Here is a 24,575-nt window from a genome sequence, read left to right as displayed (position 1 = left end):
CTTGGGCGTTATTGACGCGGACGCAGCGCGCGGACGAATTGTCCCGGTGTCAGCCCGGCGATGCGCCGGAAGTGGCGGTTGAGCTGACTCTGGTCGCACAGCCCGACCTCGGTGGCCACCTCCGCTGCGGGCATGCCCTGGGCCAGCAGCGTTCGGGCTCGCGCCACGCGCAGGTGGGTGACGTATTCATGCGGCGGCAGCCCCAGCTCCGCGCGGAACAGGCGCAGCAGGTGGAATTTGTTGAGGCCCACCGCTGTCGCGAGCGCGTCCAGTCCCACGTTCCGGGTGAAGCACGCCCTCAAGTAGTCCCGCGCACGCAGCACCGCAGGGCGGTGAGGGGGGACGTTCCGCGGGGCGGGAGGCTCCGCGTACTCGGTGAGCAGCGCGCCGAGCACCTCGGTGATGCGGCTGTCCAGTTCCAACGCGTCCGCCTCTCGTGCTGTCAGCGCGGCATGGAGCGCGAGCGCCGTGGCCTCCGTGCGGCCCTGGCCGTGGCTCAGCGCCTCGCGCAGGTGGGGCATGGCGGCGCGCCCGAGCTGACGTGCCGCGCCTTCCACCAGGGACGGGGAGAAGGCGACCGACTGGGCGGTGACGGGCGCGTGGACCCGTTCGTCACGGTGGACCTCGCCGGGCTCCTTGAGCTTGAGGCGCGGCCCCGCGACCTGGGTGCGGACCTGCCCGCGGTACCAGAAGTCGAAGGCTCCGGCGTACGTCACGGTGATGACATACGCGGTGGAGTGGCCCACCCAAAGGCGGGTGTCCTCCTCGACACGTGAGACCATGACGTCCGGGAATCCCGGGGGGCGCCAGGTGGTGATGGCGGCGGGGCGCGCGGGGGGCATGGCGTATCGTCCTCGAAGCTTTCTACCTCACATCGTGCTGGCGAGGGCAGCGTGCGCTTCGAGGCGTTGCCGCGGCCCACGCGTAGAGGTGGCGTGGTTTCCGAGGGTGGAGCGTCACCAGGTGCTGTGTCTGCTGGAGGATAGAGGGACCTTGCTCGCGCAAGGGCGTGAGGGCGCGCGGCAGGCGTAGCAGTAGCAGGCGCGCTCCCGCACCAGCAAAAGCCTGCCCACCTCGTGACCATCAGGCCATCCTCTGGAGAAGTCCACGCTGGATGCTGTCGCTCGCGTGGTGGCGGCACCCGAAGGGGTCGAGGTGGTCGCGCTTCGGGGGGGCGGAACGCCGCTCGTGGAACGTTGAACTCAGTCATCGTCTCGGCTCCGTCCAACGTGCCAGGGCAATAGGGGCGAAGCGGGAAATTCATTGCACGATGCTATCATCGCAGGGCCGTCCATCCAGGCGGCCAAATGAGGAGGCTTTGTGCAAATGCAGTCGCTCGTCAAAGGGGTATTGCTGGCTGCATCGCTGCTGTGGATGGGATGTGGTGGCGAGATGGACGCTGAGTCGCCTGCCGAGGAACCGATGCAGTCGCAGGAGCAGGGCGTCTATGCCTGCTCGGATGGCGACGTCACCGTCTACTGCAATGACCGCTTCAACTGCTGCTCGCGAATGCCCGGCCAACCGTACTGTTCTCCCGCGCCGTGTCCGTAGGCGGGGCTGACGTCCGCGCCGCGTGCTCACCCGTTGAGCCCGGAGGAGTCACCATCGATGGGGATTCATGTCCCAACGGGCGAGTGCGCAAGTGAGCCCTGAAGACGTGGTGTCGGGGCGCCGATGTCGCGGATTCAGGGTTCATGACGTGTCCAGGGGCCGGGTGCGAATCCTGGGCGTCGTCATCGCTCCATGGCTGTTTCGCGGCCGGGGGCTGAGCGCGGCCCTGGGCCCGCGCCTGGCGGGAACACAGGCGTCAGGTGCTTCGGCGTGCCCACATGTGAGCCGCAGCCGCGGCCACGAGGATCGAGGGGAGGTGGGCTGGTGTGCGAAGCCGCAGCTGGGCTACGCCTCGCCAGCGACGCCAGTCGCCAATGGACCGGCGCACTGGGGACTGCTCGTGCCCTCAGCCGGCCAGTTCCTGGGACTCCGCCGGGGTCTGTTTGGGCTCGCCGAAGGACATCAGCCGGCGATGTAGCGAGGTAAGCAGCCCGAAGAAGACCATCAGCATGCCGGTGACTTGCAGGAGCCGCTCGATGGAGACCATTTCTGCCAGGGGCCCGAAGAGGAGCATGGCCATTGGCATCAGGGCCGTGGAGAGCATGGTCATCACGCTCAAGACACGGCCCAGGTAGGTCGGCTCCACGCGCTCTTGGAGCATCACCGTGGCGGGCGTGTGGTAGAGCGGCATCGCCACGCCGAAGAGCCCCATGGCCGCCAGGTACACTCCGAAGTGGGGCACCACGCCCAGCGCCACGGTACATGCGCCCATGATGAGGTTGGATACGACCATCGTACGCATGCGGCTCTGGAAGCCGCCCCACGATGCGAGTGCTGCGCCCCCCACCATCATGCCCACTGAGAAGACCATCTCGAGGGCCGTCAACCGCCACACCTCGTCCCCGAAGCTTCGCGCCGTCTGCAGCGGCGTGAGGAACGCGGCTGGAGTGATGAGGACCATGATGAATCCCAGGTAGCCGAAGAATGGCACCAGGTGCGTGTGGCCGCGGATGTACCGGAAGCCGTCGCGGATTTCCTTCAGCTGCGAGGCTCCCTCCTGCTCCGGCGCGCGGGGACGCGCCTCGACCCGGACGAAGAAGATCACCAGGGTGATGGCCAGGGCCGCTGTCACCACATCGATGTAGAAGAGCACCTGCAGGGGGGCCACGGACATGAGGAAGCCGGCGAGTGCAGGCGCCCCCAGCATGTTGACCGAGAGGAGGGTGCCCTGGATGCCGTTGACGCGCATCAGCTGGTCCTCGGGCACCAGCTGCGGCAGCAGCGCGCCCACCGCCGGCTGTTGAACGGCCGTCCCCACGGAGCGGACCGCCGCGGCCAGGAAGAAGAGCCACAGCTCCGTGCCGCGCAGCGTGAACACCACGGCCAGCGCCAGGGTCACCAGCGCAATCATCGCATCGGAGAGGGCGATGAGCTTGCGGCGGTCGTACCGGTCGGCCCAGACGCCCGCGAAGGGCGAGAGGAGGAACGTGGGCAGGAAGCCGGCCACGATGTAGAGCGTCATCATGACACTCGAGCGTGTCTGCAAGGTCACCTGCCACAGCAGCGCGTACTGCACCAGGGAGGAGCCGAGCAGCGACAAGGCCTGACTGCCCAGGAACAGGGCCGTGTTGCGCTTCCAGGAGCCATTCATGGCGCGCACTGTACCCGCAGGGGATCAACAACTGCACCGAACCGGAGTGAATCCGCTTGCCGCGGGACGGCCACTGGCCTGGGCCGGCCCAGGCGGCCCAGCCACCAAGGGGGCAGGGCTGGGCCTCCGGGGCAGCGCGACTGCTCGTGGCGCAACACCCCGTCAGCCGCGGTGGCGGCATCGAGGGCCATTGAAGCCCTACGGACTCGGCGTGTGGCGGCGTGCCTGGAGCAGGCGCTCACCGGGAAGGCATGCGGCGGGCTTCGGCGCCGAGGGACGCTCGCGCGATTTCGCCTGAACGCGCACCTGCCATGGCCAGCGGCTGGGCGATTGTGGGGTGACGGCGGACCGCCTCAACAAGGACTCAGGCACCTTCGGGCGCATCTCGACGCTGCCTGGAGAACGCCGCGAGGGCTCGCCTCACTTCCAGAGCGACGGCGGTGTCCCCTCGTCCGGATTCTTCATCTTCACGATGCAGAAGCGGTGGCCCGTGGGCGCCTCCATGACCCACCAGCGCTTCACCCAGCCGATGCGCCGGGCCCCCAGGGCCTCCAGCCGCGCGGCCTCCGCGTCCTGGTCGTCCGCCTCGATGTCCAGGTGGACACGGGAGGGATGCGTCACCTTCTGCACCTCGACGTGCAGCCCGCCCGGCGCGTTGGCCATGCCCACGTAGGTGGCGCCGTCCTCCGTGTACGGCTCGCCCCGCGACATCCCCAGGGCCTGACTCCAGAAGGTCGCCGCGGCGTCCACATCACCGGTTTCACAATCGATGATGAAGCCAGCGAGCCGACTGCGGTGCGCCATGATGTCCTCCTCGAACGCGATTCCCCAGGAATCTGACAACGCCCGGGGCACCGGTCTACCCCTCCCACGGCGGGCGATGACGTTCGTCTCGCAAGCAGGGGCTGAATGGAGTCCTCTCGCCTGCCGCTGCTGAGGGGAGGGCGCGGTTCCCGTGGAGCTGGTGAAAGCGCCGGGCCCCAGCAGCGTCCTCCGCGTCTGACCACCGCGAAGGGCGCGTGGGTGCCCGCCCGGAATGCCAGGCCGGGACGGGCCCGTACGGGACGCCTCGAATCAGAATCGCGCGAGGAACGCGTCGTAGCCGCCGGCGCTGGTGTTGCCGCCGAGGCTCCCGAACGTGGTGCCAGCCACGTAGGCGTTGCCAGAGGCGTCCACGGCCACGCCACGCGCGACGTCAGAGAGCGGAGTGCCCAGGGTGCGGGTGCCCAGCTTGGTGCCGAGCGCGTCGTAGCGGGTGAAGAAGGCATCGAAGGAGCCGGCGGGTGGGTTGCCGTCGAGCTCGGCGGTGGTGTAGCCCACGAGCTGCACGATGTTGTTCGCGCTGACAGAGACGCCGAACGCATAGTCGGTCTGCGCGCCGCCGAGCATGCGGCTCCACTGGCGGTTGCCGGCGCTGTCGTAGCGGGCGAGCAGCACGTCGACGACGCCGTTGTTGGTGTTGCCGTCGAGGCTGCCGAACGTCTCTCCGGCGAGGTAGACGCCGCCATCGGGGCCCACGGCGACGCTCTTGGCGTCATCGAGGTCGCCCGCGTCGATCTGCCGGACCCACTGCTGAGCGCCGAGGATGTTGAGCTTGAGCAGGAAGATGTCGGTGCTCACCGGCGTGGTGGTGCCATCGAGGCTGCCGTACGTGTTGCCGACGACGTAGACCTCGTGGGCGGGCGTGACGGCGATGCCGCGCGCCATGTCGCTCGTGGCGGTGCCGTACTGCTGGAGCCAGTATGGGTTGCCCGCGGTATCGTAGAGGGCGACCACGATGTCGTAGTTGTTGGGGTTCCCGCCGCTGGTGAAGCTGCCGCCGGTGTAGCCGGCGAAGTAGAGGGTATCCTCCACGCCGATGGCGAGGCCGGTGGCGAAGTCATCCATCTGCGTGCCGTTCTGGCGCAGCCACAGGCGGTTGCCGGCGGCGTCGTACTTGGCGATGAAGTAATCGATGCCGCCTGCGTTGGTGTAGAAGTCGAGGCTCCCGAAGGTGGTGCCAGCCACGTACACGTTGCCGTCCGCATCGGTGGCCGCGGCGGTAGCGCGGTCCAACTGCGCGGTGCCGAGCTGGCGGACCCACTGGAGGTTGCCGGCGGTGTCGTACCGGGCAACGAAGGCGTCCTGGCCGCCGGCCTGCGGGTCGGCACCGAGCTGGCTGGACGTCTGCCCTACCACGTAGACGCTCGAACCCGAGACGGCCACGGCGTTGGCTTGCTCGTCAAGGCTGGCGCCCAATTGGCGTACCCAGGACGGGGAAGGGACCTGGGCCTCGGCGGCGGAAGGGGCACCCGCGGCGCAGATGAGGCCAGTGAGCCCGAACATGCTCAAGAGGGAGTGCTTCATCACGAACTCCATTTCTCAGTGGGGGAGCTGTGCCGTGGCGCCGGGAGGGCACCTGTCGCCCGCTCCGGAGGAGAAATCTGTCGCCACGGCACCCTTGCAAGACCACGAGACACGGGCGTGCGGAAGATGGGTAAGGAAAGACACGCGAGAGACAATGTCTGACCCGGGTCTGAGTTATCGCGGACCCGGATGCGGATGCTGAGCTGTTGCAGTCTCGTGGTCGATACAGTTGTGACGCATGCGCTTTGCTCGAAGAACGCGAGATGGCCAGCGCTCCCCTCGAGAATCGCTGACGCCGCAGCGTGTCGACGGCATCTCGCGGAGCCTTACCACCCGTGGAAGGCATGTAGAGGTGTTCGCATGGCGTGCCGCTCGCGCCGCGCCGGCCGCAGCTTCTTGTGCCGCTCCGTACGCCTGACGCGCTCTGTCGCAGCGCACGCGTGCGTCCTCCGCTCGCAAGCCGGTCCGCTTGAGCTCCAGTGGGAGCATCTGCTCTCCCACTGGCTCCGTGCGCCGGCTGCTGCTCAACGCGCCAGGCAGGGCCTCGGCGCTCGAGGAGGAATGGGGGCGCAGATGTCCGGCGACGGGGGGGCGCGCACGGTCCGAGGTTGACGCGTGCCCGGCGGTGACTGAAGACAAGGGGATGATTGAACTTCCCCCTGGCGCTTCGATGAAGGACTACCAGCGCTACATCCACGAGCTGGAGGCCCTGCACGGCTGGCTGAAGCTGGACCTCGTCCACAACTGCTTCCTCATGGGCGAGGAGGTCGGCGAGGTGTTCAAGGCGGTGCGCCGCCACGAGAGGCTCTACGACGAGGGCCGCGGCACACCGACCGACGCGGCGCGCGCCCAGGTTGGCGAGGAGCTGGTGGACGTCTTCAACTACCTGCTGGCCATAGCCAACCGCGTTGGCGTGGACCTGGAGGACGCCTTCCGCCAGAAGAACGCTCGCAACCAGCAGCGCACCTGGACCTGAGGTCGGCCGCCGGGTGACGAGACACTCGGGGCGTGCCCGCGCCGCGAGTGTCACCCGCTTCGGTAGACCGTTGATGATGTTGCCAGCCCCCTCTTTCGAGGAGGCCCATGCGCAGTGAACGGACAGGCGACCGGGATGACCGGTAGAGGTGCATGGGGTTTCCCTCCCATTGTCGATGCAGCCGTGCACCTTGAAACGGGGCCGCCCCGGCGCCTTCGGTGGTGCCCTGCACCATGAGGCACGCGTCAGCTCGAAGCGTCGCCGTCGAACGGGAAAATCAGCACATCCTTCTGGCGAGCCGCAGGGTCATACATCACGTCCACCACCGTCCCTGGCACGAGCAAGTGGAAGAGCTCCGGCTTGGAGAGGTTGCGCTTCTGCTCCAGCAGCCAGTCTTCGCCTTCTCCCTCTTCATGGACCAGGAAGGTCATCCGGGTGGTTGGCTTGCCGTTGACGTAAGGCCCGCCGGACCCCACCGTCTTCAACGTCGCCTTGACCCGCCTCCCCTGGGTGCGGATGCGGACCTTCCTGGCATGTTCGGCCCGGCCCGCGATGATGATGAAGGCCAGCACGCCGAAAAAGACGGCCCCTGCGATAATGAAGCCAGTAGGTGAGTTGCTTGAGACAGCCATTGGTTCCCCCTGTAAGCCCTTGGCCAGGAATGTTGCCACCTGCGGCGTTCGCCCTGCAAGGGAGCGAGGCCTCGTCGCACGTGTGGGTACGGCCGCTCCGCGACCAGGAGCGGAGCAGGGGATGGCTGGTGTGTGGCCAGCGTAGCGCTGCGGGACCTACCCGTCCCCGGCAGGCCTTGAGTACCATGCGAATCGCTCGCATGATGCGCACATGCGCCGGGTTCACGCTCCTTCCATCGACTCTCGCGGGCTCGGACGGGCGCTGGAGCAGCTCCGCGTCGTCGTTCGTGCCAAGGGCCTCAAGCGCTCCGGGGTTCGAGACGCCGTCGCGCGCGCGGCGCTCGAGTACGAGGGGCACTTCACCGCCGAGGAGCTGCTGTCGGTCGTGCGCGCGAAAGGCGAGACAGAGGCGCATGCCGCGACGGTCTACCGCGTGCTGCCGCTCCTCGTGGAGGCTGGGCTGATTCAGGAGTCCCTGCTCTCGGCCGGGCAGGGCCAGCGCTACGAGCGTGCCTTCGAGCGAGGCCACCACGACCACATCATCTGCACCTCGTGCAAGAAGGTCGTGGAGTTCGAGTTCGAGGCATTCGAAGTGCTCCAGCGCGATGTCTCGGAACGTCTTGGCTTTCGCCTCACGGGACACGTCCACGAGCTCTTCGGCATCTGCAAGAGCTGCCAACACACGTCATGATCTACTCGCTCTATCGCCCCAAGGCGCCGCTCGACACGTTCGTGGACTCCTTCTGGGTTACCGACAGCTACGTCGCGCAGGCGCCGCGAGAACGTGTGCTGCCGTCCGGCACACAGGACCTCATCGTCCATCTCGGAGAGAGTCCGGTACGTATCTATGCTGACGAGCACTCGACCGAGGCCACTGACGCTCCGGGTGTCATCGTGTCCGGTCCGCGAAGCAGCCCGCTGGTCATCGGTACCGCGCTTGGCGCGACTGTCGGGGTTCAATTCAAGCCGGGTGGTGCGTACCCCTTCTTCGGCGTGCCCGCCCACTCGCTCGCGGAGCAGACCGTCGCGCTAGAGGCGCTGTGGGGCGCGCCGGCCCGTGCACTGCGTGAACGGATGATGGAGACCTCCGCTCCGCTCGAGCGAGTCCAACTGCTCGAAGAACACCTCCTGCGGCGACTGCGGCGCTCCTCCGAGCGGGGAGCCGCGCTTCGCGTGGCGCTGGATGCGTTCGAGGAACCCGACCTCACGTCGGTCGCCGAGGTCAACCGCCGGACGGGCCTCTCCCCGAAGCGCCTCCTGGCCCTGTTTCGGGAGGAGGTCGGACTGAGCCCGAAGACGTTCTGGCGGGTCCGCCGGTTTCGAGCGGCGCTGCGGGACCTCGAACACGGCACCTTGAGGGGCGCCGCGTTGGCCGCTGAGCATGGCTACTTCGACCAGGCCCACTTCCTTCGTGAGTTCCGGTCGCTCTCCGGCTCGAACCCGAGCGAGTTCCTCGCGGCGCGCGTCACGGGAACCGACCACGTCTCCGTCTACGGGTAAAAAGATCCAATCACCGACGCCCGGTCCCGGCGTTTCCTCGGCGGTATGGAACCGAGTGAACGCGCCCCGCGGCGGGCACTGACAGGCCCGGCATGGACGGACAAGCCGCATCATGACTGCATGATGCGAGTGACTTGCATCATGAGCCAGGAGGGGAGGCCGTCATGAGCGCCGACCTTCCCACCGCAGGGGCCGAGGAACGCTCGCTCAAGGGACTCGGGGAACTCCTCGGGCTGAAGGGGTCGCTCGTCGCTGGAGCCGCGCTCTCTTCGACGTTGGCGGCAGCCCTCGCGCTGGTGCCGTTCTTCGTCGTCGCGCGCATGGCCACTGCCATCTTCGCAACGCCACCAGACCTCGAGGCGGTCCGTTCCCTCGCCCTCGTTGCCGCGGGCGCGCTCGGGTTGCGCTACGTCTCCGTTGCCGCCGCGAGCATGCTTGCGCACACGGCTGCGTACCACATCCTTCATGCACTGCGCCTGAGGCTCGCGAAGAAGCTGGGCGCCGTTCCGCTCTCGTTCTTCAGCCGTCGTGGTGCTGGGGCGCTGAAGAAGACGCTGATGGACGACGTGAACCAGATTGAGGCGTTCGTCGCCCATCACTTCCCCGATGCGGTCACCGCGCTCGTCGTTCCCCTCGCGACGGCGGTCGCCCTCCTGTGGGTCGACTGGCGCATGGCGCTCGCCAGCATCGTGATGGCGCCGCTCGCCGTCATTGCGATGGCCGTCGCCATGCGCGATGTCGGGAAGGCGCATCAGCAGTGGGACGAAGTCCAGAGCCGGATGAACAGCTCGCTGCTCGAGTACCTCCGAGGCATCCACGTCATCAAGACCTTCGGCCTCTCCGCGCAGCGTTTCGGCGCGCTCTCGCGCTCCATCGAAGAGGGAATCGCGTGGATGGAGGGGTTCATGCGCACCAACGGTCGTGGTTACGGCGCGTTCGGCGCGCTCATCGGCTCGAGCCTGGTCGTCCTCGTGCCCATGGGCGGCTGGCTCTATACGCGCGGCTCGCTCTCGCTGGAGGCGCTGGTGCTCTTCCTCATCCTCGGGCCACAGCTCCTCATGTCGATGATGCGGCTGATGTTTGCATGGGGCAACGTTGACCGGATCCAGGCGGGTAACGCACGCATCCAGGCCATTCTCGCGGCGCCGGACCTCGAGACTCCCGCGAGCGCCGCGCGGCCCACGCACGATGGCCTCGCGTTTCGCGGTGTCGGCTTCCAGTATGAGGACGGCGGACCTCGGGTCCTCCACGGCGTCTCCTTCGAGGCGCCACCGGGCAAGGTCACGGCGCTGGTCGGCCCGTCGGGCGCGGGCAAGACGACGCTCGTGCGGCTCGTGCCTCGGCTCTGGGAGGCGACGGATGGCGCGGTCGAACTCGGTGGCGTCGACGTGCGTACGCTCCCGCTCGACGAACTGCTCTCGCGCATCTCCATGGTCTTCCAGGATGTGTTCCTCTTTCACGGCACCATTCGCGAGAACCTTCGGCTCGCCCGGCCCGATGCCACCGATGCGCAGATTGATGCCGCCTGTCGCGCCGCACGCGCGTACGACTTCATCCAGGCGCTTCCCAGGAAGTACGACACGCTGCTCGGTGAGCGCGGCGCACGCCTCTCGGGCGGAGAGAAGCAACGCCTGTCCATTGCTCGCGCCATCCTCAAGGACGCACCGGTGCTGTTGCTCGACGAGGCGACGGCGTTCGCCGATCAAGAAAACGAGGCGCGTATCCAGGAAGCGCTCTCCGAGCTGTGTGAGGGACGGACGGTGCTCGTCGTCGCACACCGGTTGTCGACCATCGCCACCGCCGACCACATCGTCGTCCTCGACGGCGGCCGGGTGAACGACCAGGGAACCCACGAAGAGCTGCTTGCGCGCTGTGCGCTGTATCAACGTCTCTGGCGCAGCCACACCGAAGCGCTGGATTGGTCGCTGGGCGAGTCGGGCATGCCCGCTACCGCCATGGAGGTGGTGTGATGCTGCGGAAGGTCTTCATGCTCGGCGAGCGGCTCGCAGGTCGAGAGGACGCACGTCTGCGGCGCGGTCTGCTCTTCGCCTTCGCCGAGGCGCTCATGGTCGCCGCGCCCTACGCCCTGGTCCTCTTCTTCGTTCGCGAGGCGCTGGAACGTCGGTTGTCGATGCATCTGACGTGGTGGCTCACCGCGGGCATCGCGCTCTCCGTCCTGCTGCGTCTCGTGTTCTCGGGCGGAGCGATGTCCAACATCTTCATCGCCACGCACGCGCTCATGGGGCAAGCCCGCATCCGCGCCGCCGACCACCTGCGGCGCTTGCCGATGGGGTTCTTCACGCAGCGCAGGAGCGGAGAGCTGGCCGGCGTGCTCACCACCGACGTCGCGCTGGTCGAGGACGTGTGGTCACACACCCTCGGCATCTTCACGTCGAGCTTCGTACTCCCGATGCTGGTCGGCCTCGGCCTCTGCTTCCTCGACTGGCGCCTGGGGCTCATCATCCTCGCGGCGCTGCCCGTGGCGCTCATCGTCCTGGCGGCGACCACGCCCCTCTTCGTGCGAGTGTTCGAGGCCGTGCTCGAGGCCGCGGCGGATGTGAACGCACGGGTGGTCGAATACGTGCAGGGCATCGCCGTGCTTCGCGCGTTCGGCCGGCACGGCGAGGTCTATCAGCGCTTCGTGAAGGCCATGGAGCGCTTGCGTGATGCCCTCATCCGCGCGGAGGTCTTGCCCTCTCCGCTGCTCGCCGTGTTCGGCTTCGTCGTCGAGGTGAGCTTCGTGGCGGTGGCCTACGCCGGAAGCGCGCTGGCGTTGCGCGGCTCGATTCAGCCCGAGGCCCTGCTCGTCTTCCTCGTCGTGACGGTGGGCGTCGTGCGCCAGGTCGCGGACCTGGGCGTGGCACTGCTCCTGCTTCGAGCGTCACAGCGCGCGCTCGGACGCGTCGACCGGCTGCTCGCGGAGCGCCCGCTCGCGGAGTCGCTCGCGAAGGCGGCGCCGATACGGACATTCGACGTGGAAGTCGACGCCGTGTCCTTCGCGTACGAAGACGAGGCCGTGCTCGACGGTGTTTCGGTGAGATTCCCGGCGCGCTCACTCACCGCGCTCGTCGGCGCATCCGGCTCAGGCAAGTCGACGCTGGTCCACCTCGTGGCGCGTCTGTGGGACATCCCGCGTCCGGGGGCCGTCCGCATTGGCGGCGTCGACATCCGCGACATTCCGTTCGAGGAGCTCCACCAGCACATCGCCATGGTGTTCCAGGACGTCGTCCTTTTCTCCGGGACCATCCTCGAGAACCTTCGGGTCGGGCGGCCAGACGCCTCCCGTGAAGAAGTCGAGCGCGCAGCGAAGGCCGCGCGCGCCCACGATTTCATCACTGCCTTGCCGAACGGCTACGACACCGTCCTCGGAGAAGGAGGTGGAACGCTCTCCGGCGGTGAGCGTCAGCGCTTGTCCATCGCGCGCGCCATCCTCAAGGACGCGCCCATCGTGCTCCTCGACGAGGCGACTGCTTCGGTCGATGCGTCAGCGGAGGCCGAAATCCAGCGGGCGATCGACGAACTGGTCAAGCAGAAGACGGTCGTCGTGATTGCACATCGGCTGCGCACCGTGCGGCGGGCGCACCACATCGTCGTGCTCGACAAGGGCCGCGTCGCGGAGTCCGGCAAGCACGAGGAACTGCTCACGAAGCGCGGCGTTTATGCCACCCTCTGGCAGGAGCAGGAGCGCGCCAAGGGCTGGCGGCTCGCGGCGCCTGTGGGCCCCCGCGCAACCTCATGACGAAGGAACGTCCAATGGTGTCTGAGAACAAGCTCTCGTCGTTCGATTGGGCGGCCGAACGGGGCAGCAAGTGGCAAGCCCAGCTCCTGGGAATGGAGGCGATGCTCGCGCCCGTCGACGCGCCGCTGATTCAGGCGCTGCAGCTCGACGCGCCGTATTGAGGAGGCGCCGGACAGCACGCGGGCCTGCGCCACCCGCCGGGCGCACTCGAAAGCAGAGGTGGACTGGGCGCCCGGATGCTCGGTGGTGCACCAGGTGGAGCGTGGGCTCCGTACATGCCCCGCTGTCTGGCGCGCCCCGAGGTTTTTCGGGTCAGATGTCCAGCTGCCAGAGCTGGTTGTTCGCCGAGCCGTCGCGCTTCATGGGGAAGGTGATGAGCCGCCCCGAGCCATCCGTCCTGGCGCCCTCGATGTCGAGCACGAGGCCGTTGAGCTGGCTCTGGATGTAGTAGGTGCTGCGGACTCGGCCGGGCACGAGCTTCCACACCTGATTGGGCTGCCCGTGGGCCTCCCAGGTGACGACGCGGGTGCCCGAGGCCTTGTTGGCGCCCTCCACATCGAGGACGAGCCCGTTGAGGCGGCTGCGGATGAGGTAGCCGCCCCGCGTGGGCACCAGTTCCCACTTCTGATTGTCGTTGCCCTCGCGATTGGACTTGGCCCGGAAGGCGACGAGCCCAGCGCCGGGCGCGCGGTTGGCGCCCTCGATGTCGAGGACGAGCCCCGCGAGCCTGCTTCGGATGAAGGTGCCGCGCTGGGGGCTCGGCCTTCCTCCGCCAGGGCCCCAGCCCCGCTCGCCGTGGACTTGCTCCCCACGCGGGGGGAGTGGAGGCGGCGGCGTGGGGCGCGCCTCGCCCTGGCACCAGCCGGCCGGGCTGCACGTGCGGGCGCCATCGCACTGCATGCTGTCGTGGCAGCGGTTGGGCCCGGGGCGGTTGCGCGACTCGTCCCAGCGGTAGTTCGGCCCCGGCCCCGCCGCCGCCGTCAGCGGCAAGAGCAGCAGCGCGAGCGCCGCCCAGCCCTTGCCCTTCACGGACGACCGGATTTCACGCGCACGACTGCTCTCGAAGCCACTCCGAACTGCCAGCATGGGACTTCTCCTCGTTTGAAGTTCTTGCGCTCCCTGTGCACTTCATGACGGGAGCACATGGAGTTCATTCACATCGACCTCTCCGTACACGGGGTACGACATCAATGGACGGGCACGTGCTGCTGGAGGAAACGTCCCACCAGCGCCCGGGCGAGCTGACGGCCGAAGCCACCATCCCAGATGTCGAAGCCGTGCTCCGCATACGGCAGCGTGAAGAGGGCGTGGGGAACGCCCGCCCGGGCAAGCCGCGCGGCCATCGCTTGCGAGGCGCTGAGCGGCACCACGCTGTCGGCCCCGCCATGGAGCAGGAGTGTGGGCGGAGAGCGTGGCCCGACATGGTGAATGGGGGAGAGCAGCTCGTACAGCTCGCGGTGGCCTTCCAGGGGCACACCCGTGAGGCCTTCGAGCGGAGCAGGGGCGCTCGCGGCGTAGGCCACCAGGTCGCCAGGCGCATAGAAGCTGATGACGGCCGCCACCGACGTGTCCCCGGGGGCGCAGGAGGACGGAAGGCGTGAATCTCCCTCGGTGTACGCCGCCAGGGTGGCGAGGTGCCCGCCCGCGGATTCTCCGAACAGGACGAGCTGGTCCGGGTCGATACCGTAGGTGGCCGCCTGGTCCTTGACCCAGCGGATGCCGCACTTGACGTCTCCCGGGGCCTTCAAACCGGTGGCAGGAGGAAAGAGCCGGTAGTCGAGGGCGATGAGCGCATAGCCCCGCGCGGTGAGGAAGTCGGCCCAGGCGCGGGCATAGCCGCGCTCTCCGCCCCGCCAGCCGCCGCCGTGAAAATAGAGCACGGCGGGGCGGCCCCCGGATGGTGCGGCGGCCTCGGGAAGGAAGAGGTCGGCGTGCAGGTCGCGTCCCTCGACCACGGCGAAACGAACGGTCTGGCTCGGGAGAGGGCGGGCGCCGACGAGGGGTCGGAGATACTCACGAAGGCTGAGCGGAATGCCGGCCTCCCTGGCGAACCGCCACGCGGAGGCGGCGGGCCACATGGCGAGGACGCCGACAAGCAGCGCGGATGTCGCAGTCCCCCAGCGCAGCCACCTCCACGCGTCCACGTGAGCGAGCCAGACAGCCACCAGCGCCGTGAGGAGCGCCGGCACCAGCATCATCAGGCTGTATTCCCGCAGGATGCCCTTGAGCAGGTGGACGAGCGTGGGCACCGCAGCGGGAGCGAAGAAGACGGCCGCGAGCAGCACGCAGCCCACGATGTGCAGTAGCGCCAGGAGGGTCGGCATGGAGGGAAGAGGGCGGGGACGGATACGGGGTTGTCCATTGCTCTGTGGGTGTCGCCCGTCAGGGCCTTCTCGCCTGCAGCCGCTCGCCCGTGGCGAAGAACACGCCGCCCGCCAGGTGATGGATGGGACGATAGGCCTCTCCGGCGCTGAAGTCCCAACCGTTGTCCTTCCACACCACGTCCTCGACCCAGGCCGCGACGACCTCGGCGATGAACAAGTCATACTTGCGCTGGGCGTCTGGCTCGGAGAGAACGCGGCACTCCAGCCAGCCCACGCAGCCCTCCACGAGCGGCGCCTTCACGCAAGAGGCGGGAGCGGCCCGAAGCCCCGACGACGCCCACTTGTCCTCGTCGCGCCCGGAGACCGAGCCCACGGCGTACACCGCGTCCAGTTGCGCGCGCGTGGGCACGCAGAGGGTGAGCTCACCCGAGGCATCCACCAATTCGCGGGTGAAGGTGCCCTCGGCGATGACGACGGCCACCTTGGGCGGCTCGAAGTCGATGGGCATGGCCCAGGCGGCGGCCATCACGTTGGTACGGCCCTGCGCGGCGCTCGTGACGAGCGTGGTGGGGCCGTGGTTGAGCAGCTTGTAGGCGCGGCGAAGCTCGAGCGGGACTCTCATGACGCGGGCACTCTACCTCCCGCTTTCCCAGTGGCGCAGCCGCTCGCTCGCCGCCCCTGCACCCCAGCGCCGCCTCAAAAAGGCGCTCGACACAGGCTTGGGGCCTCGCAGTGCAGGAGCTGCATTCAATTTGATTCCGCTGGCGAGACTCGAAAGAAGAACCGGAAGTTCGCAGCCCGAAGGGCCGTGAATTGGGCGACGAGCGCGTCATCTCCCCCAACAAGCCCACGCAGCGCGTCCAGATCGGGACAGCAGCCTGCGTCGGAACGGACCGATTGCGAGCACTTCGGCGGACATCCCCATGGCGTGCGACCATCATATCCGCCGCTGTCGCTCGAGGGGCCACACCGGCGCCGCTCGCTCGAACTTTGGGGAGCATGATGCGGCGCTCAGCATTCACCGCTGCCGTGGCCTGGAAAGCTCGGGCAAAGCTCGCGTCGAAGCGTCTTGCAGGCGCCGGGCCCGACGCCTGTGACCGTGCTGTTGAATCAGCCTCTCAGAACGCTTACGGAGTTCAAGTGAGCGTTCGACCTCTGCCCGGACGCTCCGCTCGTGGGTCCACGCTGTTCAGGCGAGTGAGGAGCATGGAGGGCTGCTCCTCACCCGCTTCGACGCCCGTCGGTGACCGGTTCGGACTCCGGCCTCCACCACTACCGCTTGCACAACCCGTCTGGGATGTCGGTCAGGCAGTCGTTGTTCTTCCAGGTATTCGCAGTCCCCGCCGTCTCATCTCCGGTGGACGCATCGTGCGCATCAACGCCGGCGGGGTCGAGGACACCATTGTCCCTCATGCGGTTGTTCCTGACCTGATTACCGCTCGGGAGCGGGCCTCCCGGCTCGCAGAGCCCCAGGCGGATGCCATCACGTCCATTTTCATGGGCCTTGTTGTTCCTGATTCTGTTCCCGGTGGAGTTGCCGCAGAGCAAGATGCCCTCGCCCTGGCCGCTGCCCTGGTTCCCCTTGCTGACATTCTGATCGATGTCGTTGTTGCTGGAGTCCGCGAGGAAGATGCCAATGCCATTGGCACGGACCGTGTTCTTGTCGAAGTCGCTGCCGCTCGTCCCGTTGGCGAAGATGCTGAAGGTATTGTTGAAGATGGTGTTGTTCTCAACCTCCGCGTCAGTGGTGAAGAAGACGCCGATGGCGGATGCCGCGAACCCGGTGAAGTCACGGATGACGTTGTCAATCATCCGGGTGCACGGGGCGATGGTCGCAATGCCCAGGGCGCCAAAGGTATTCACACCGACAATCTCGAAGCCGCGAACCTCGACCTTGCGGGCTTGAATCAAGAAGCCAATCGTCGAGCTCGTCAGGTTCATGTCGACGGTCACTGCGCCCTTGGCCCGCAGCGTGAGCTGCTCTGTGTTCACCACCACCCCGCCGGCATAGGTGCCCTGACAGACCAGGACCTTGTCCCCCGGCATGGCAAGGTCCACGCCCCCCTGGATGGTCTGGGCATCGGGGTTCTTGCAGTCCGCTCCGTCGTCATCGACGACAATGGTCCTGCCTTGACTGTGTGCGCTGGCGGGAGATGCACCCCACGGGGTCCCGAGAGCCAGAATCAGCCCCATGGGTACGAATCGCAACTTCATGTGTTCCCCCTCTTGGCACGAAGCCATTCACCATCCGTGGCACGGATGTGTCTGTTGATGACAGCGGCCGAAGGATGGGACGGCCCTCCAGACCGTGCCATCGCCCGTCGAGCCCGACCGGTGTCGCCAGATTGGCGCGCCCCTGCTACATAGGCTCCTCTCGGTGGGCCGCCAAGGGCGCGCGTCGCGGGAGCGGAGGACCCCGCAAGTTGGGGTCCGCCATACCCTCCCCGGAGACATCCCCGTGCTCGGCAGCGGCGGCCGACGCCATGTCAGACCCTGCATCATTACTCCAGTTACTGCTGCAGCCCCGTACTCCCGTTTCTCTCAGGAAGATGCTCCTGGCGGCCTCGGACCCGCCGGCCGTTTCGGTGGCTCGAGGCGGCGAGGGGAGGGGAGCGCGGCGATGCCAGCCGCAGCAGCATTCCCATACCCTGGAGTCTTTCGTTGAGAAACACAGTCGGGACGTTCTTCACCACAGCCTGGCTCGCGTGCGCCTTGGCCGCATGTGGCGGCGAGCCCTCCACCAACACCCCGGCGCGGTCCACGCCCAGGCCCGAGAAGCAGCGGAGCGAGGCGACCCAGCCCCTGGTCCAGGTCTCCGCCGCGAGCTGTACCAACCCCATTCCGCTCGGCAACGGCACGCCCATGGGCGACGTCAGCGGGGCGGCTGATGACTGGTCGTGTACGTACACCCTGACCGTGTCAGGGCTGGCCACCCGCCTCGAGTTCGTCACCAGCGGGGGCACGGGGGACGGCGACCTGTTCGTGAAGTATGGCGAGGCCCCCACCACGAGCTCGTCTACCTGCAAGTCCACGGGCTATGACAACAACGAGCGCTGCGTCATCACCAATGTCCGGGAGGGCACCTACTACGTACGGATGCTCGGCTATTCCGACTTCTCCGGCGTCACCCTGACGGGCACGTACACCCCCGTCGGGCCGCCGAGCTGTGACAGCACCCACGCCCTCTCCAATGGCACGCCCGTGGAGGGAATCGACGCGCCAGCGGGAAGCTATTCCTGCGTCTACACCCTGGACGTGCCGGCCGGGGCCTCCGACCTCCGGTTCACCCTGTCCGGGGGTTCGGGGGATGGCACCCTGCTCATGAAGTACGGCTCCGTGCCCAATAACAGCTCATCGGACTGCAAGTCCCAGACGGCGGGCAGCAACAGCGAGAGCTGCCGCATCACGGCGCCCCAGGCCGGCACCTATTACGTGCGCGTGCTGGGGAACACCTCGGTCTCCGGAGCTCGCCTGGTGGGCTCGTATTATCAGTCCAACAGTTGCACCGACGTCATCGGGCTCACCAACGGCACGCCCGCGGTCAACGTCGGCGCGGCCATCCACAACTGGTCCTGCGTCTACACGCTAGACGTGGCGCCCGGCGCGTCCGACCTCCGGATTGTCACCAGTGGGGGCACGGGGGACGGCGACCTGTACGTGAAGTACGGCGCCGTGCCGACCGTCAACTCCCGTGACTGCGAGTCGGCGGGCAGCGGCACCCAGGAGAGCTGCACCATCGCGGAGCCGCGGGCGGGCACCTACTACGTGCGCATGCTGGGCTACACCCCGTTCTCGGGTGTCAACCTGACGGCCACGTACACGCCGGAGTGCACCACCGTCCTTCCCCTCACCCGGGACGCACCCACGGGCGGCATCGGCGCGCTGGGGAAGCGCTGGTCCTGCATCTATGCCCTGGAGGTGCCGGAGCGGGCCACGGACCTCAAGTTCATCACCAGCGGGGGCACGGGGAACGGGGACCTGTACGTGAAGTTCGGCTCGGCGCCGGACGCCAGCTCGTACGACTGCAAGTCCACGGGCACCACCTCCGCGGAGACCTGCACCCTCCCCGTGGCGCAGGCGGGCACCTACTACGCGCGGATGTATGGTCCCGCCACCACGGCCTTCTCTGGCGTCAACCTGACGAGCTCGTATGTGCTCGGCAAGCCCGTGGGCTGCACCGGTACCAACGCCCTGTCCAATGGCACACCCGAGGGCGGTGTCGGCGCGGCGGCCCATGACTGGTCCTGCCTCTACACCCTGGAGGTGCCGCCGGGCGCGACCAACGTCCGGTTCGTCACCAGTGGGGGCACGGGCAACGGCGACCTGTACGTGAAGCGCGGCACTCCCGTGAGCGACACCTCGTACGATTGCAAGTCGACCGGCGACACCAACAGCGAGACCTGTGCCATCTCGGCGGCGCAGCCGGGCACCTACTACGTGCGGATGCATGGCCCCGCGGCCTTCTCCGGCGTCAGCCTGACGGGCTCGTACAACTCCATCGCCCCGCCGGGGTGCACCAGCGTCCTCCCCCTGTCCAACGGCGCGCCCACGGGCGGCGTCGGCGCGTCCGCGGGGACCTGGTCCTGCCACTACACGCTGGACGTACCGGCCGGCGCGGCCAACCTCCAGTTCACCACCAGCGGCGGCTCGGGAGATGGCGACCTCTACGTGAGGTTCGGCGCCGCCCCGGAGGTCAGCGCGTATGACTGCAAGTCGGCGACCGGCGCCAGTGAGGCCTGCACCATCCCCCTGGCGCAGGCGGGCACCTACCACGTGCGGATGTATGGCTACACCAGCTTCTCGGGCGTCAGTCTGATGGCTTCCTACACCTCCACCGTCCTGGACAACGGCGTGCCGGTGAACGGGCTGAGTGGGACGGTGGGAGCCTGGTCCTCCGTCTACACCTTGGAGGTGCCAGCGGGGGCCACGAACCTCCAGTTCGTCACCACCGGCGGCACGGGAAACAGCGACCTCTACGTGAAGCACGGCGCTCCACCGAGCGATACGTCGTATGACTGCCGGTCGACGGGCAGCGCCACCCATGAGACGTGCGCCATCCCCGCGGTGCAGGCGGGCACCTACTACGTGCGGGTCCATGGGCCCACGCCCTTCTCGGGCGTCAGCCTGACGGGCTCGTACACGCCCCCCGCGCCACCTGCCTGTGCCGATGTCATCGACCTGGCCAATGGCTCCTCCGCGACGAACCTCGGCGCGGCGGCCGGAGACTGGTCCTGCACCTATGCCCTGGAGGTACCGGTGGGCGCGGGCAGCCTGCGGTTCGCCACGAGCGGGGGCTCGGGAAATGGTGACCTGTACGTGCGGTATGGCGCGGCGCCGGACGGCAGCGCGTATGACTGCAAGTCCACGGGGAGCACCACGGCCGAGGCGTGCACCTTCCCGGAGGCCCAGGCGGGCACCTATTACGTGCGGGTGCGTGGGGCCGGCGCCTTCTCGGGGGTTCGCCTGACCGGCGCGTACATCCCTATCGGCTGCAACGAGAACCTGACGAACGGCGTGCCGGTGAATGACCTCCATGCGGGCGCGGACGCCTGGTCCTGTCTCTATGCCCTGGAGGTCCCCGCAGGCGCCAGCAACCTCAAGTTCGTCACGAGCGGGGGCACCGGAAATGCCTCGCTGTACGTGCGGCATGGCTCGGCGCCGGACAGCAGCACGTTCGACTGCAAGTCCTCGGGCATCACCTCCAGTGAGACCTGCACCATTCCTCAGGCGCGAGCGGGCACCTACTATGTGCGGCTGTTCGGTGCCGGCACCTTCTCGGGTGTCAAGCTGATGGGCTCGTACAGCTCCAGCGACTGCACCCAGGCGCTGTCGAACGGCGTGCCAGTGGAGGGCCTCCACGGGAGCGCCGACACGTGGTCCTGCACCTACACCCTCGACGTGCCGGAGGGAGCGGCCGACCTCGTGTTCGAGTCGGAGGGGATCGCGGCGGGCGCCGCCGTGTACGTGCGGCATGGCTCCGCGCCGGACAGCAGCGCGTATGACTGCAAGTCCTCAGGGAGCTACTACCAGGGGACGTGCCATATCCCCCAGGCGCTCGCGGGGACCTATTACGTGCGGTTGTACGGTGTCAGGAACTTCACGGGCACCCGCCTGACGGGCACGTACGTCCCCTCCATCGCGCTCTCGAACGGTACGCCGGAGGAGAACATCAGCGGGGAGAGCTGGGACTGGTCGTCCGTCTACACCCTGGAGGTGCCAGCGGGGGCGACGCAGCTCAAGTTCGTCACCCGTGGCGGCTCGGGCAACAGCGACCTGTACGTGCGGTTCGGCGCCACGCCGAGCAACACCAGCGTCTATGACTGCAAGTCGGCGGGCAGCACCACCAGCGAGACCTGCACCATCACGCTGCCGCTGCCGGGAACCTACCACGCGCGGCTGCATGGCCCCTCGGCCTTCTCGGGCGTGGCGTTGACGGGCTCGTACACCGACACGAACCCCGTGCCCCCCGACAACGACACGTGTGACGCGGCGGAGACGCTCGTCTTCAACAGCGAGGGCGTGGCCCAGGCCCAGGGGGACACGACGCTGGGCGACAACAGCAACGCGAGCGGGGATGCCTCTCCCTCCTGCTCACCGTCCGCCCGGGCCTCCGGCAACGACGTCGTCTATCGGCTGACGTTGACGGAGTCGCGGAGCATCCAGGTGACCGTCACCCCCACGGACGCCCGGCTGGCGCCAGTCGTCTACCTGCGTGAGTCCGGGAACTGCTCGAGCCCCATCGCTGAGACGGAGCTGGCGTGCAGTGTCACCGAGGCCGAGGCTTCGGGGCCCGCGGAGCTCTTCTATCCAGAGCTTCCTCCGGGCGAGTACTTCCTCTGGGTGGATGGTGGCGCCTACAAGGGCCCGAGCGGGCCTGCCTCCTTCGGGCGATTCGGGCTGCAGGTGAAGCTGCGCGCGCCTGTGCTGCCGCCGTCGAACGAGACGTGTGGCACCGCGCAGCCCCTCGTCTTCGAGCACGGTGTCGCCAGGGTCACAGGCGACACGCGCAACGCGTCGAATGACCATCATTCGGTCTGCGGCTCAGGCGGCCCGCTGCGGGGCCCTGACGTCGCCTATGTGTACACCCTGGACGAGGAGCAGGACGTCTTCATCAATCTGGGGCCCATCCAGCCCGCCCCTGACTGGACGCCGGTCCTCTACACGGGTGAGCTTCGCTCCTGCACGCTGGCCCTGACCGGCGCCACGTGCGACTCCGGCCGCCCGAACTTCAGGCGTTTCCGCCGGCAGTCCCCGGGGACCTATGTCATCTGGGTCGATGGATTGACGGCGGCCGACGCCGGTTCCTACGAGCTGACAGTCACCACCAACACGCCGTCGCGCAACGACACGTGCTCCTCGGCGAAGCCGCTGGTCTTCGATGCCGCCGGAGATGCGTTCGAGCGGGGGGACACGACGTACGCCTCCGACAGCGGTCCGACGGCCGGCGAGCCGTCGTGCGGCACGTTCATGCAATCCGGGAACGACCTCGTCTACACCGTGACGGTGCCGCCCGGCCTGCCGCAGCAGTTTTCGTTCGTGGTCGAGCCGACCGTCGACAGCACCCTCATCCCGTATGTCTATCTGAGGAGCGCCTGCTCGACGACGAACCTGGCGGATCAGCTCGTCTGCGCCGCGCCCCATGCACTCGGCTACCAGCAGAGCGTCGGGACGGGAGTCGCCAGGCTCAATCCAGGGACCTACTACCTGTATGTCGACAGTCGTGGCTACGAGGGTGCCTTCAGGCTGTACGCCCACCTGGGCGCGCCCAATGACACGTGCGCGACCGCGCGTCCCGTTCCCGTCGCGTCCGATGCCATGCCAGGCGTGGCCGCTTCGAACATCGGGATGACGAACGACTACGGCCCTGGGAGTGTGAACCCCTACGGCGGCACGTGTGAGAGCACCGGGAGTCCCACGGTGGACTCCGTGTACTCCTTCACGGCGCCGGAGACCCGGACGTACTACGTGGAAGGCAGCGGCGTGAGACTCCTGGGGGAGTCCTGCGCTCCAGCCGCCTGCTCGGAGAGCCCCCTCTTCGAGGCGACCGAAGGCCAGACGTATTACTTCGTCCTGGACCAGGGGAGCGGGAGCACCACCTCGGGGGCCTCCAAGGTGAGGGTCCGCGAGTATCCGTGGTGGTGAGCGTCCCCGTGAGGAGCTGACGCCTCCGGCAACCCGCCAGGGTCCGCTTCGGCGCTGGCGGGTTGTCGGGATACAGCCAAGACGTCCAACAGGCGCGCGGACACGGTCGCTGCTCGTGTCACGGCGGCGACGGCGCGGCGGCCTCCTCAGGGAGACGCCGCGCGCGTTCCAGCCCCTCTTGGCAGTCGGGATAAGGCTCCGGGAGGCTCATGCAGCGAAGGAAGGCCGCTTCCGCCTCGCTGAAGCGGCGCTGGTGCAGCAGCACGGCACCCAGGTTGCGCCAGTTGTACGAATCCTCTGGCGCGAGCTGCGTGGCTCGCGAGACGTGCTGCCGGGCCGCCTCCAGGTTCCGCTCTTTGAACTCCAGCCTTCCGAGGGCCCGGTGGACGTCGGCATTGCCAGGGTCTGCATTCCGCACGGCAGTGAGCTCCTTGCGCGCTTCTTCCCTCCGGCCAAGCGCCATGAGGGCGCTCCCCAGGCCGTGCCGTGCGTCGAGGAGCTTCGGGTCCGCCTTCAGCGCCTGGGTGAAATGCTCGCGGGCCAGCTCATACGCTCCCTCCTCCAGGTGGGTGAAGCCCAGATACAGGAGCGCCTGTTGGTGGTCCGGGGCATACCGGAGCGCTCGGAGGAAGTGCTCCTTGGCCTTCGCGGGGTTGTCCCGGAGACGCTCGATGCGACCTTTGAGCGCCCACAAGTCCGCGAACTCGGGCGAGAACTCCAGGCCCAGGTCGCAATAGGTCTCCGCTCTCGACAGGTTTCCCGAGGCAAGCTCCTGGTCACACAGCTCCACGTGGTTGACCCGGTACTCGCAGATGTAGGGCCGGGGCCCGCAGGCGGAAAGGAGCAGCGCGACCGAGGACAGCGCAAGCGTCTTCTGAAGGCACAGCCGATGAAGCCAGGCCATGGGAGCGTGACGCGACACGAGGATGCGGTGCGCGGGCGTGTCCGGATTTGTTTCGTACGCGGAACTCGGTGGGGTCATGGCGCCGAGCCTGCCTGTGACCGTGTCCCTCGGTCGAGGTGGCCGCAGAATCGGGTGATGAACGTCGTGTTTTCCCGTAGCGCTTCCCCGAGCGCGGCATCTTCAGGCAGGAGTTGATTCTGGGCGACGAGGTCAGACTGTCGCCGCAGCCGTTCGAGGCACTCCTGCTGGGGCGCCGCCCCGCGGTTGCTCCCATGGTCGAAGATGAAGAGGGACGGGTAGGCGGCGGGGAACTTCACGGTGTATGGCTTTCCGAGCTGCGGACGAAAACCCGCGACATCGGGCCACTGGAGGAGGTTGTGGTCTGGGAACTCGATAGGATGGAGCGTCTGGCTTTCGGGCAGCTTGATGAAGCCGACGAACTTGGGGACCTCTTGCTTGTTGATGAACGTGCCCGAGGGCTCCGTGCGAGAGAGGACGAGCTCACCCTCCACTCCGTGGTGATGAATCCATTCCCGAATGCTCGAGAACCCAGTGCCGACCAGGTAGAGAAAGGGCAAAATCAGGGCGAGACAGAGCGCGCCACATGCCTTGGCCCTCATGGACTTTCTGCGCAAGAGCAGCGCCGCCGCGATGAGGCCGAAGACGGCGCCTGTCAGCAGGATCCCATAGTGGTCGACGACGAACTTGAGAGCGGCGAACAGCCATCGAAGAGCCACGGTGGGTCGTCCCCCCTGGGAAGGCCTGGGTGCCGTGGAGAGTCTATCGAAGATTGCCACGGCTCCGCGAGGC

General features: G+C 67.7%; 19 protein-coding genes. 8 read left to right on the top strand and 11 right to left on the bottom strand.

Annotation, left to right across the window (positions count from 1 at the left end):
• Nucleotides 1-8: 8 nt before the first annotated feature.
• On the bottom strand, nt 9-842 hold the full coding sequence (locus tag VZL07_RS07725) for a helix-turn-helix domain-containing protein (protein WP_426754716.1): 834 nt from the start codon (nt 840-842) through the stop codon (nt 9-11).
• A gap of 484 nt (nt 843-1,326) precedes the next feature.
• Between VZL07_RS07725 and VZL07_RS07720 the strand changes: the two genes are divergently transcribed.
• Nucleotides 1,327-1,551, top strand: coding sequence for a hypothetical protein (locus VZL07_RS07720; protein ID WP_426754715.1), 225 nt, complete (start codon nt 1,327-1,329; stop codon nt 1,549-1,551).
• A gap of 406 nt (nt 1,552-1,957) precedes the next feature.
• On the opposite strand, the gene VZL07_RS07715 is transcribed toward VZL07_RS07720, so the two are convergent.
• The 3 genes from VZL07_RS07715 to VZL07_RS07705 all read right to left on the bottom strand — a co-directional run bounded on the left by VZL07_RS07715 (nt 1,958) and on the right by VZL07_RS07705 (nt 5,548).
• On the bottom strand, nt 1,958-3,202 hold the full coding sequence (locus tag VZL07_RS07715) for an MFS transporter (protein WP_426754714.1): 1,245 nt from the start codon (nt 3,200-3,202) through the stop codon (nt 1,958-1,960).
• 420 nt (nt 3,203-3,622) lie between these two features.
• The gene (locus VZL07_RS07710) at nt 3,623-4,006 is read right to left on the bottom strand and encodes a VOC family protein (protein WP_426754713.1); all 384 of its coding nucleotides are present in this window, start codon (nt 4,004-4,006) and stop codon (nt 3,623-3,625) included.
• 270 nt (nt 4,007-4,276) lie between these two features.
• Nucleotides 4,277-5,548, bottom strand: coding sequence for an SBBP repeat-containing protein (locus VZL07_RS07705; protein WP_426754712.1), 1,272 nt, complete (start codon nt 5,546-5,548; stop codon nt 4,277-4,279).
• A gap of 643 nt (nt 5,549-6,191) precedes the next feature.
• On the opposite strand from VZL07_RS07705, the gene VZL07_RS07700 reads away from it, so the two are divergent.
• Entirely contained in the window at nt 6,192-6,524 is a 333-nt protein-coding gene (locus VZL07_RS07700) for a MazG nucleotide pyrophosphohydrolase domain-containing protein (protein ID WP_426754711.1), read from the top strand.
• Nucleotides 6,525-6,769: 245 nt separating this feature from the next.
• Here VZL07_RS07700 and VZL07_RS07695 read toward each other — a convergent pair whose 3' ends face one another.
• On the bottom strand, nt 6,770-7,156 hold the full coding sequence (locus tag VZL07_RS07695) for a hypothetical protein (protein WP_426754710.1): 387 nt from the start codon (nt 7,154-7,156) through the stop codon (nt 6,770-6,772).
• 211 nt (nt 7,157-7,367) lie between these two features.
• On the opposite strand from VZL07_RS07695, the gene VZL07_RS07690 reads away from it, so the two are divergent.
• From VZL07_RS07690 to VZL07_RS07670, 5 genes are all read left to right on the top strand, one after another.
• A complete protein-coding gene (locus VZL07_RS07690; protein ID WP_426754709.1) occupies nt 7,368-7,847 on the top strand; it encodes a Fur family transcriptional regulator in 480 nt (159 codons plus the stop codon).
• Nucleotides 7,844-8,656: a DUF6597 domain-containing transcriptional factor gene (locus VZL07_RS07685; RefSeq protein WP_426754708.1), complete on the top strand. Its 813-nt coding sequence runs from the start codon at nt 7,844-7,846 to the stop codon at nt 8,654-8,656. Before VZL07_RS07690 ends, VZL07_RS07685 begins: the two co-directional genes overlap by 4 nt.
• 164 nt (nt 8,657-8,820) lie before the next feature.
• Nucleotides 8,821-10,626, top strand: coding sequence for an ABC transporter ATP-binding protein (locus VZL07_RS07680; RefSeq protein WP_426754707.1), 1,806 nt, complete (start codon nt 8,821-8,823; stop codon nt 10,624-10,626).
• On the top strand, nt 10,626-12,395 hold the full coding sequence (locus VZL07_RS07675) for an ABC transporter ATP-binding protein (protein WP_426754706.1): 1,770 nt from the start codon (nt 10,626-10,628) through the stop codon (nt 12,393-12,395). The genes VZL07_RS07680 and VZL07_RS07675 overlap by 1 nt, the downstream gene beginning before the upstream one ends.
• Before the next feature lie 14 nt (nt 12,396-12,409).
• On the top strand, nt 12,410-12,556 hold the full coding sequence (locus VZL07_RS07670) for a hypothetical protein (protein ID WP_426754704.1): 147 nt from the start codon (nt 12,410-12,412) through the stop codon (nt 12,554-12,556).
• Nucleotides 12,557-12,707: 151 nt separating this feature from the next.
• Here the strand turns inward: VZL07_RS07670 and VZL07_RS07665 are convergent, their stop codons facing one another.
• The 4 genes from VZL07_RS07665 to VZL07_RS07650 form a co-directional block, all read right to left on the bottom strand.
• Complete coding sequence (locus VZL07_RS07665; protein ID WP_426754703.1) at nt 12,708-13,481, bottom strand: RICIN domain-containing protein; 774 nt, start codon at nt 13,479-13,481, stop codon at nt 12,708-12,710.
• A gap of 101 nt (nt 13,482-13,582) precedes the next feature.
• On the bottom strand, nt 13,583-14,719 hold the full coding sequence (locus tag VZL07_RS07660; RefSeq protein ID WP_426754702.1) for an alpha/beta hydrolase fold domain-containing protein: 1,137 nt from the start codon (nt 14,717-14,719) through the stop codon (nt 13,583-13,585).
• Between the two features lie 58 nt (nt 14,720-14,777).
• Nucleotides 14,778-15,341: a flavin reductase family protein gene (locus VZL07_RS07655; protein WP_426754701.1), complete on the bottom strand. Its 564-nt coding sequence runs from the start codon at nt 15,339-15,341 to the stop codon at nt 14,778-14,780.
• Nucleotides 15,342-15,991: 650 nt separating this feature from the next.
• Nucleotides 15,992-16,933: a right-handed parallel beta-helix repeat-containing protein gene (locus VZL07_RS07650; protein WP_426754700.1), complete on the bottom strand. Its 942-nt coding sequence runs from the start codon at nt 16,931-16,933 to the stop codon at nt 15,992-15,994.
• A gap of 447 nt (nt 16,934-17,380) precedes the next feature.
• On the opposite strand from VZL07_RS07650, the gene VZL07_RS07645 reads away from it, so the two are divergent.
• Nucleotides 17,381-22,861, top strand: a complete 5,481-nt coding sequence (locus VZL07_RS07645) for a PPC domain-containing protein (protein ID WP_426754699.1) — start codon at nt 17,381-17,383, stop codon at nt 22,859-22,861.
• Nucleotides 22,862-22,979: 118 nt separating this feature from the next.
• On the opposite strand, the gene VZL07_RS07640 is transcribed toward VZL07_RS07645, so the two are convergent.
• Both VZL07_RS07640 and VZL07_RS07635 read right to left on the bottom strand, forming a co-directional pair.
• Nucleotides 22,980-23,843, bottom strand: coding sequence for a tetratricopeptide repeat protein (locus VZL07_RS07640; protein ID WP_426754698.1), 864 nt, complete (start codon nt 23,841-23,843; stop codon nt 22,980-22,982).
• Nucleotides 23,840-24,502 (bottom strand): hypothetical protein, encoded by a 663-nt coding sequence (locus VZL07_RS07635; protein ID WP_426754697.1) that lies wholly within the window; start codon nt 24,500-24,502, stop codon nt 23,840-23,842. The genes VZL07_RS07640 and VZL07_RS07635 overlap by 4 nt, the downstream gene beginning before the upstream one ends.
• Nucleotides 24,503-24,575 lie beyond the last annotated feature (73 nt).

Origin of the sequence: Pseudomyxococcus flavus (assembly GCF_050038885.1) — a bacterium.
Taxonomy (GTDB): Bacteria; Myxococcota; Myxococcia; order Myxococcales; family Myxococcaceae; genus Myxococcus; species Myxococcus flavus.
The sequence above is the reverse complement of the archived record's forward strand: the minus strand, read 5'-3'. Positions and strand labels throughout refer to the sequence as shown.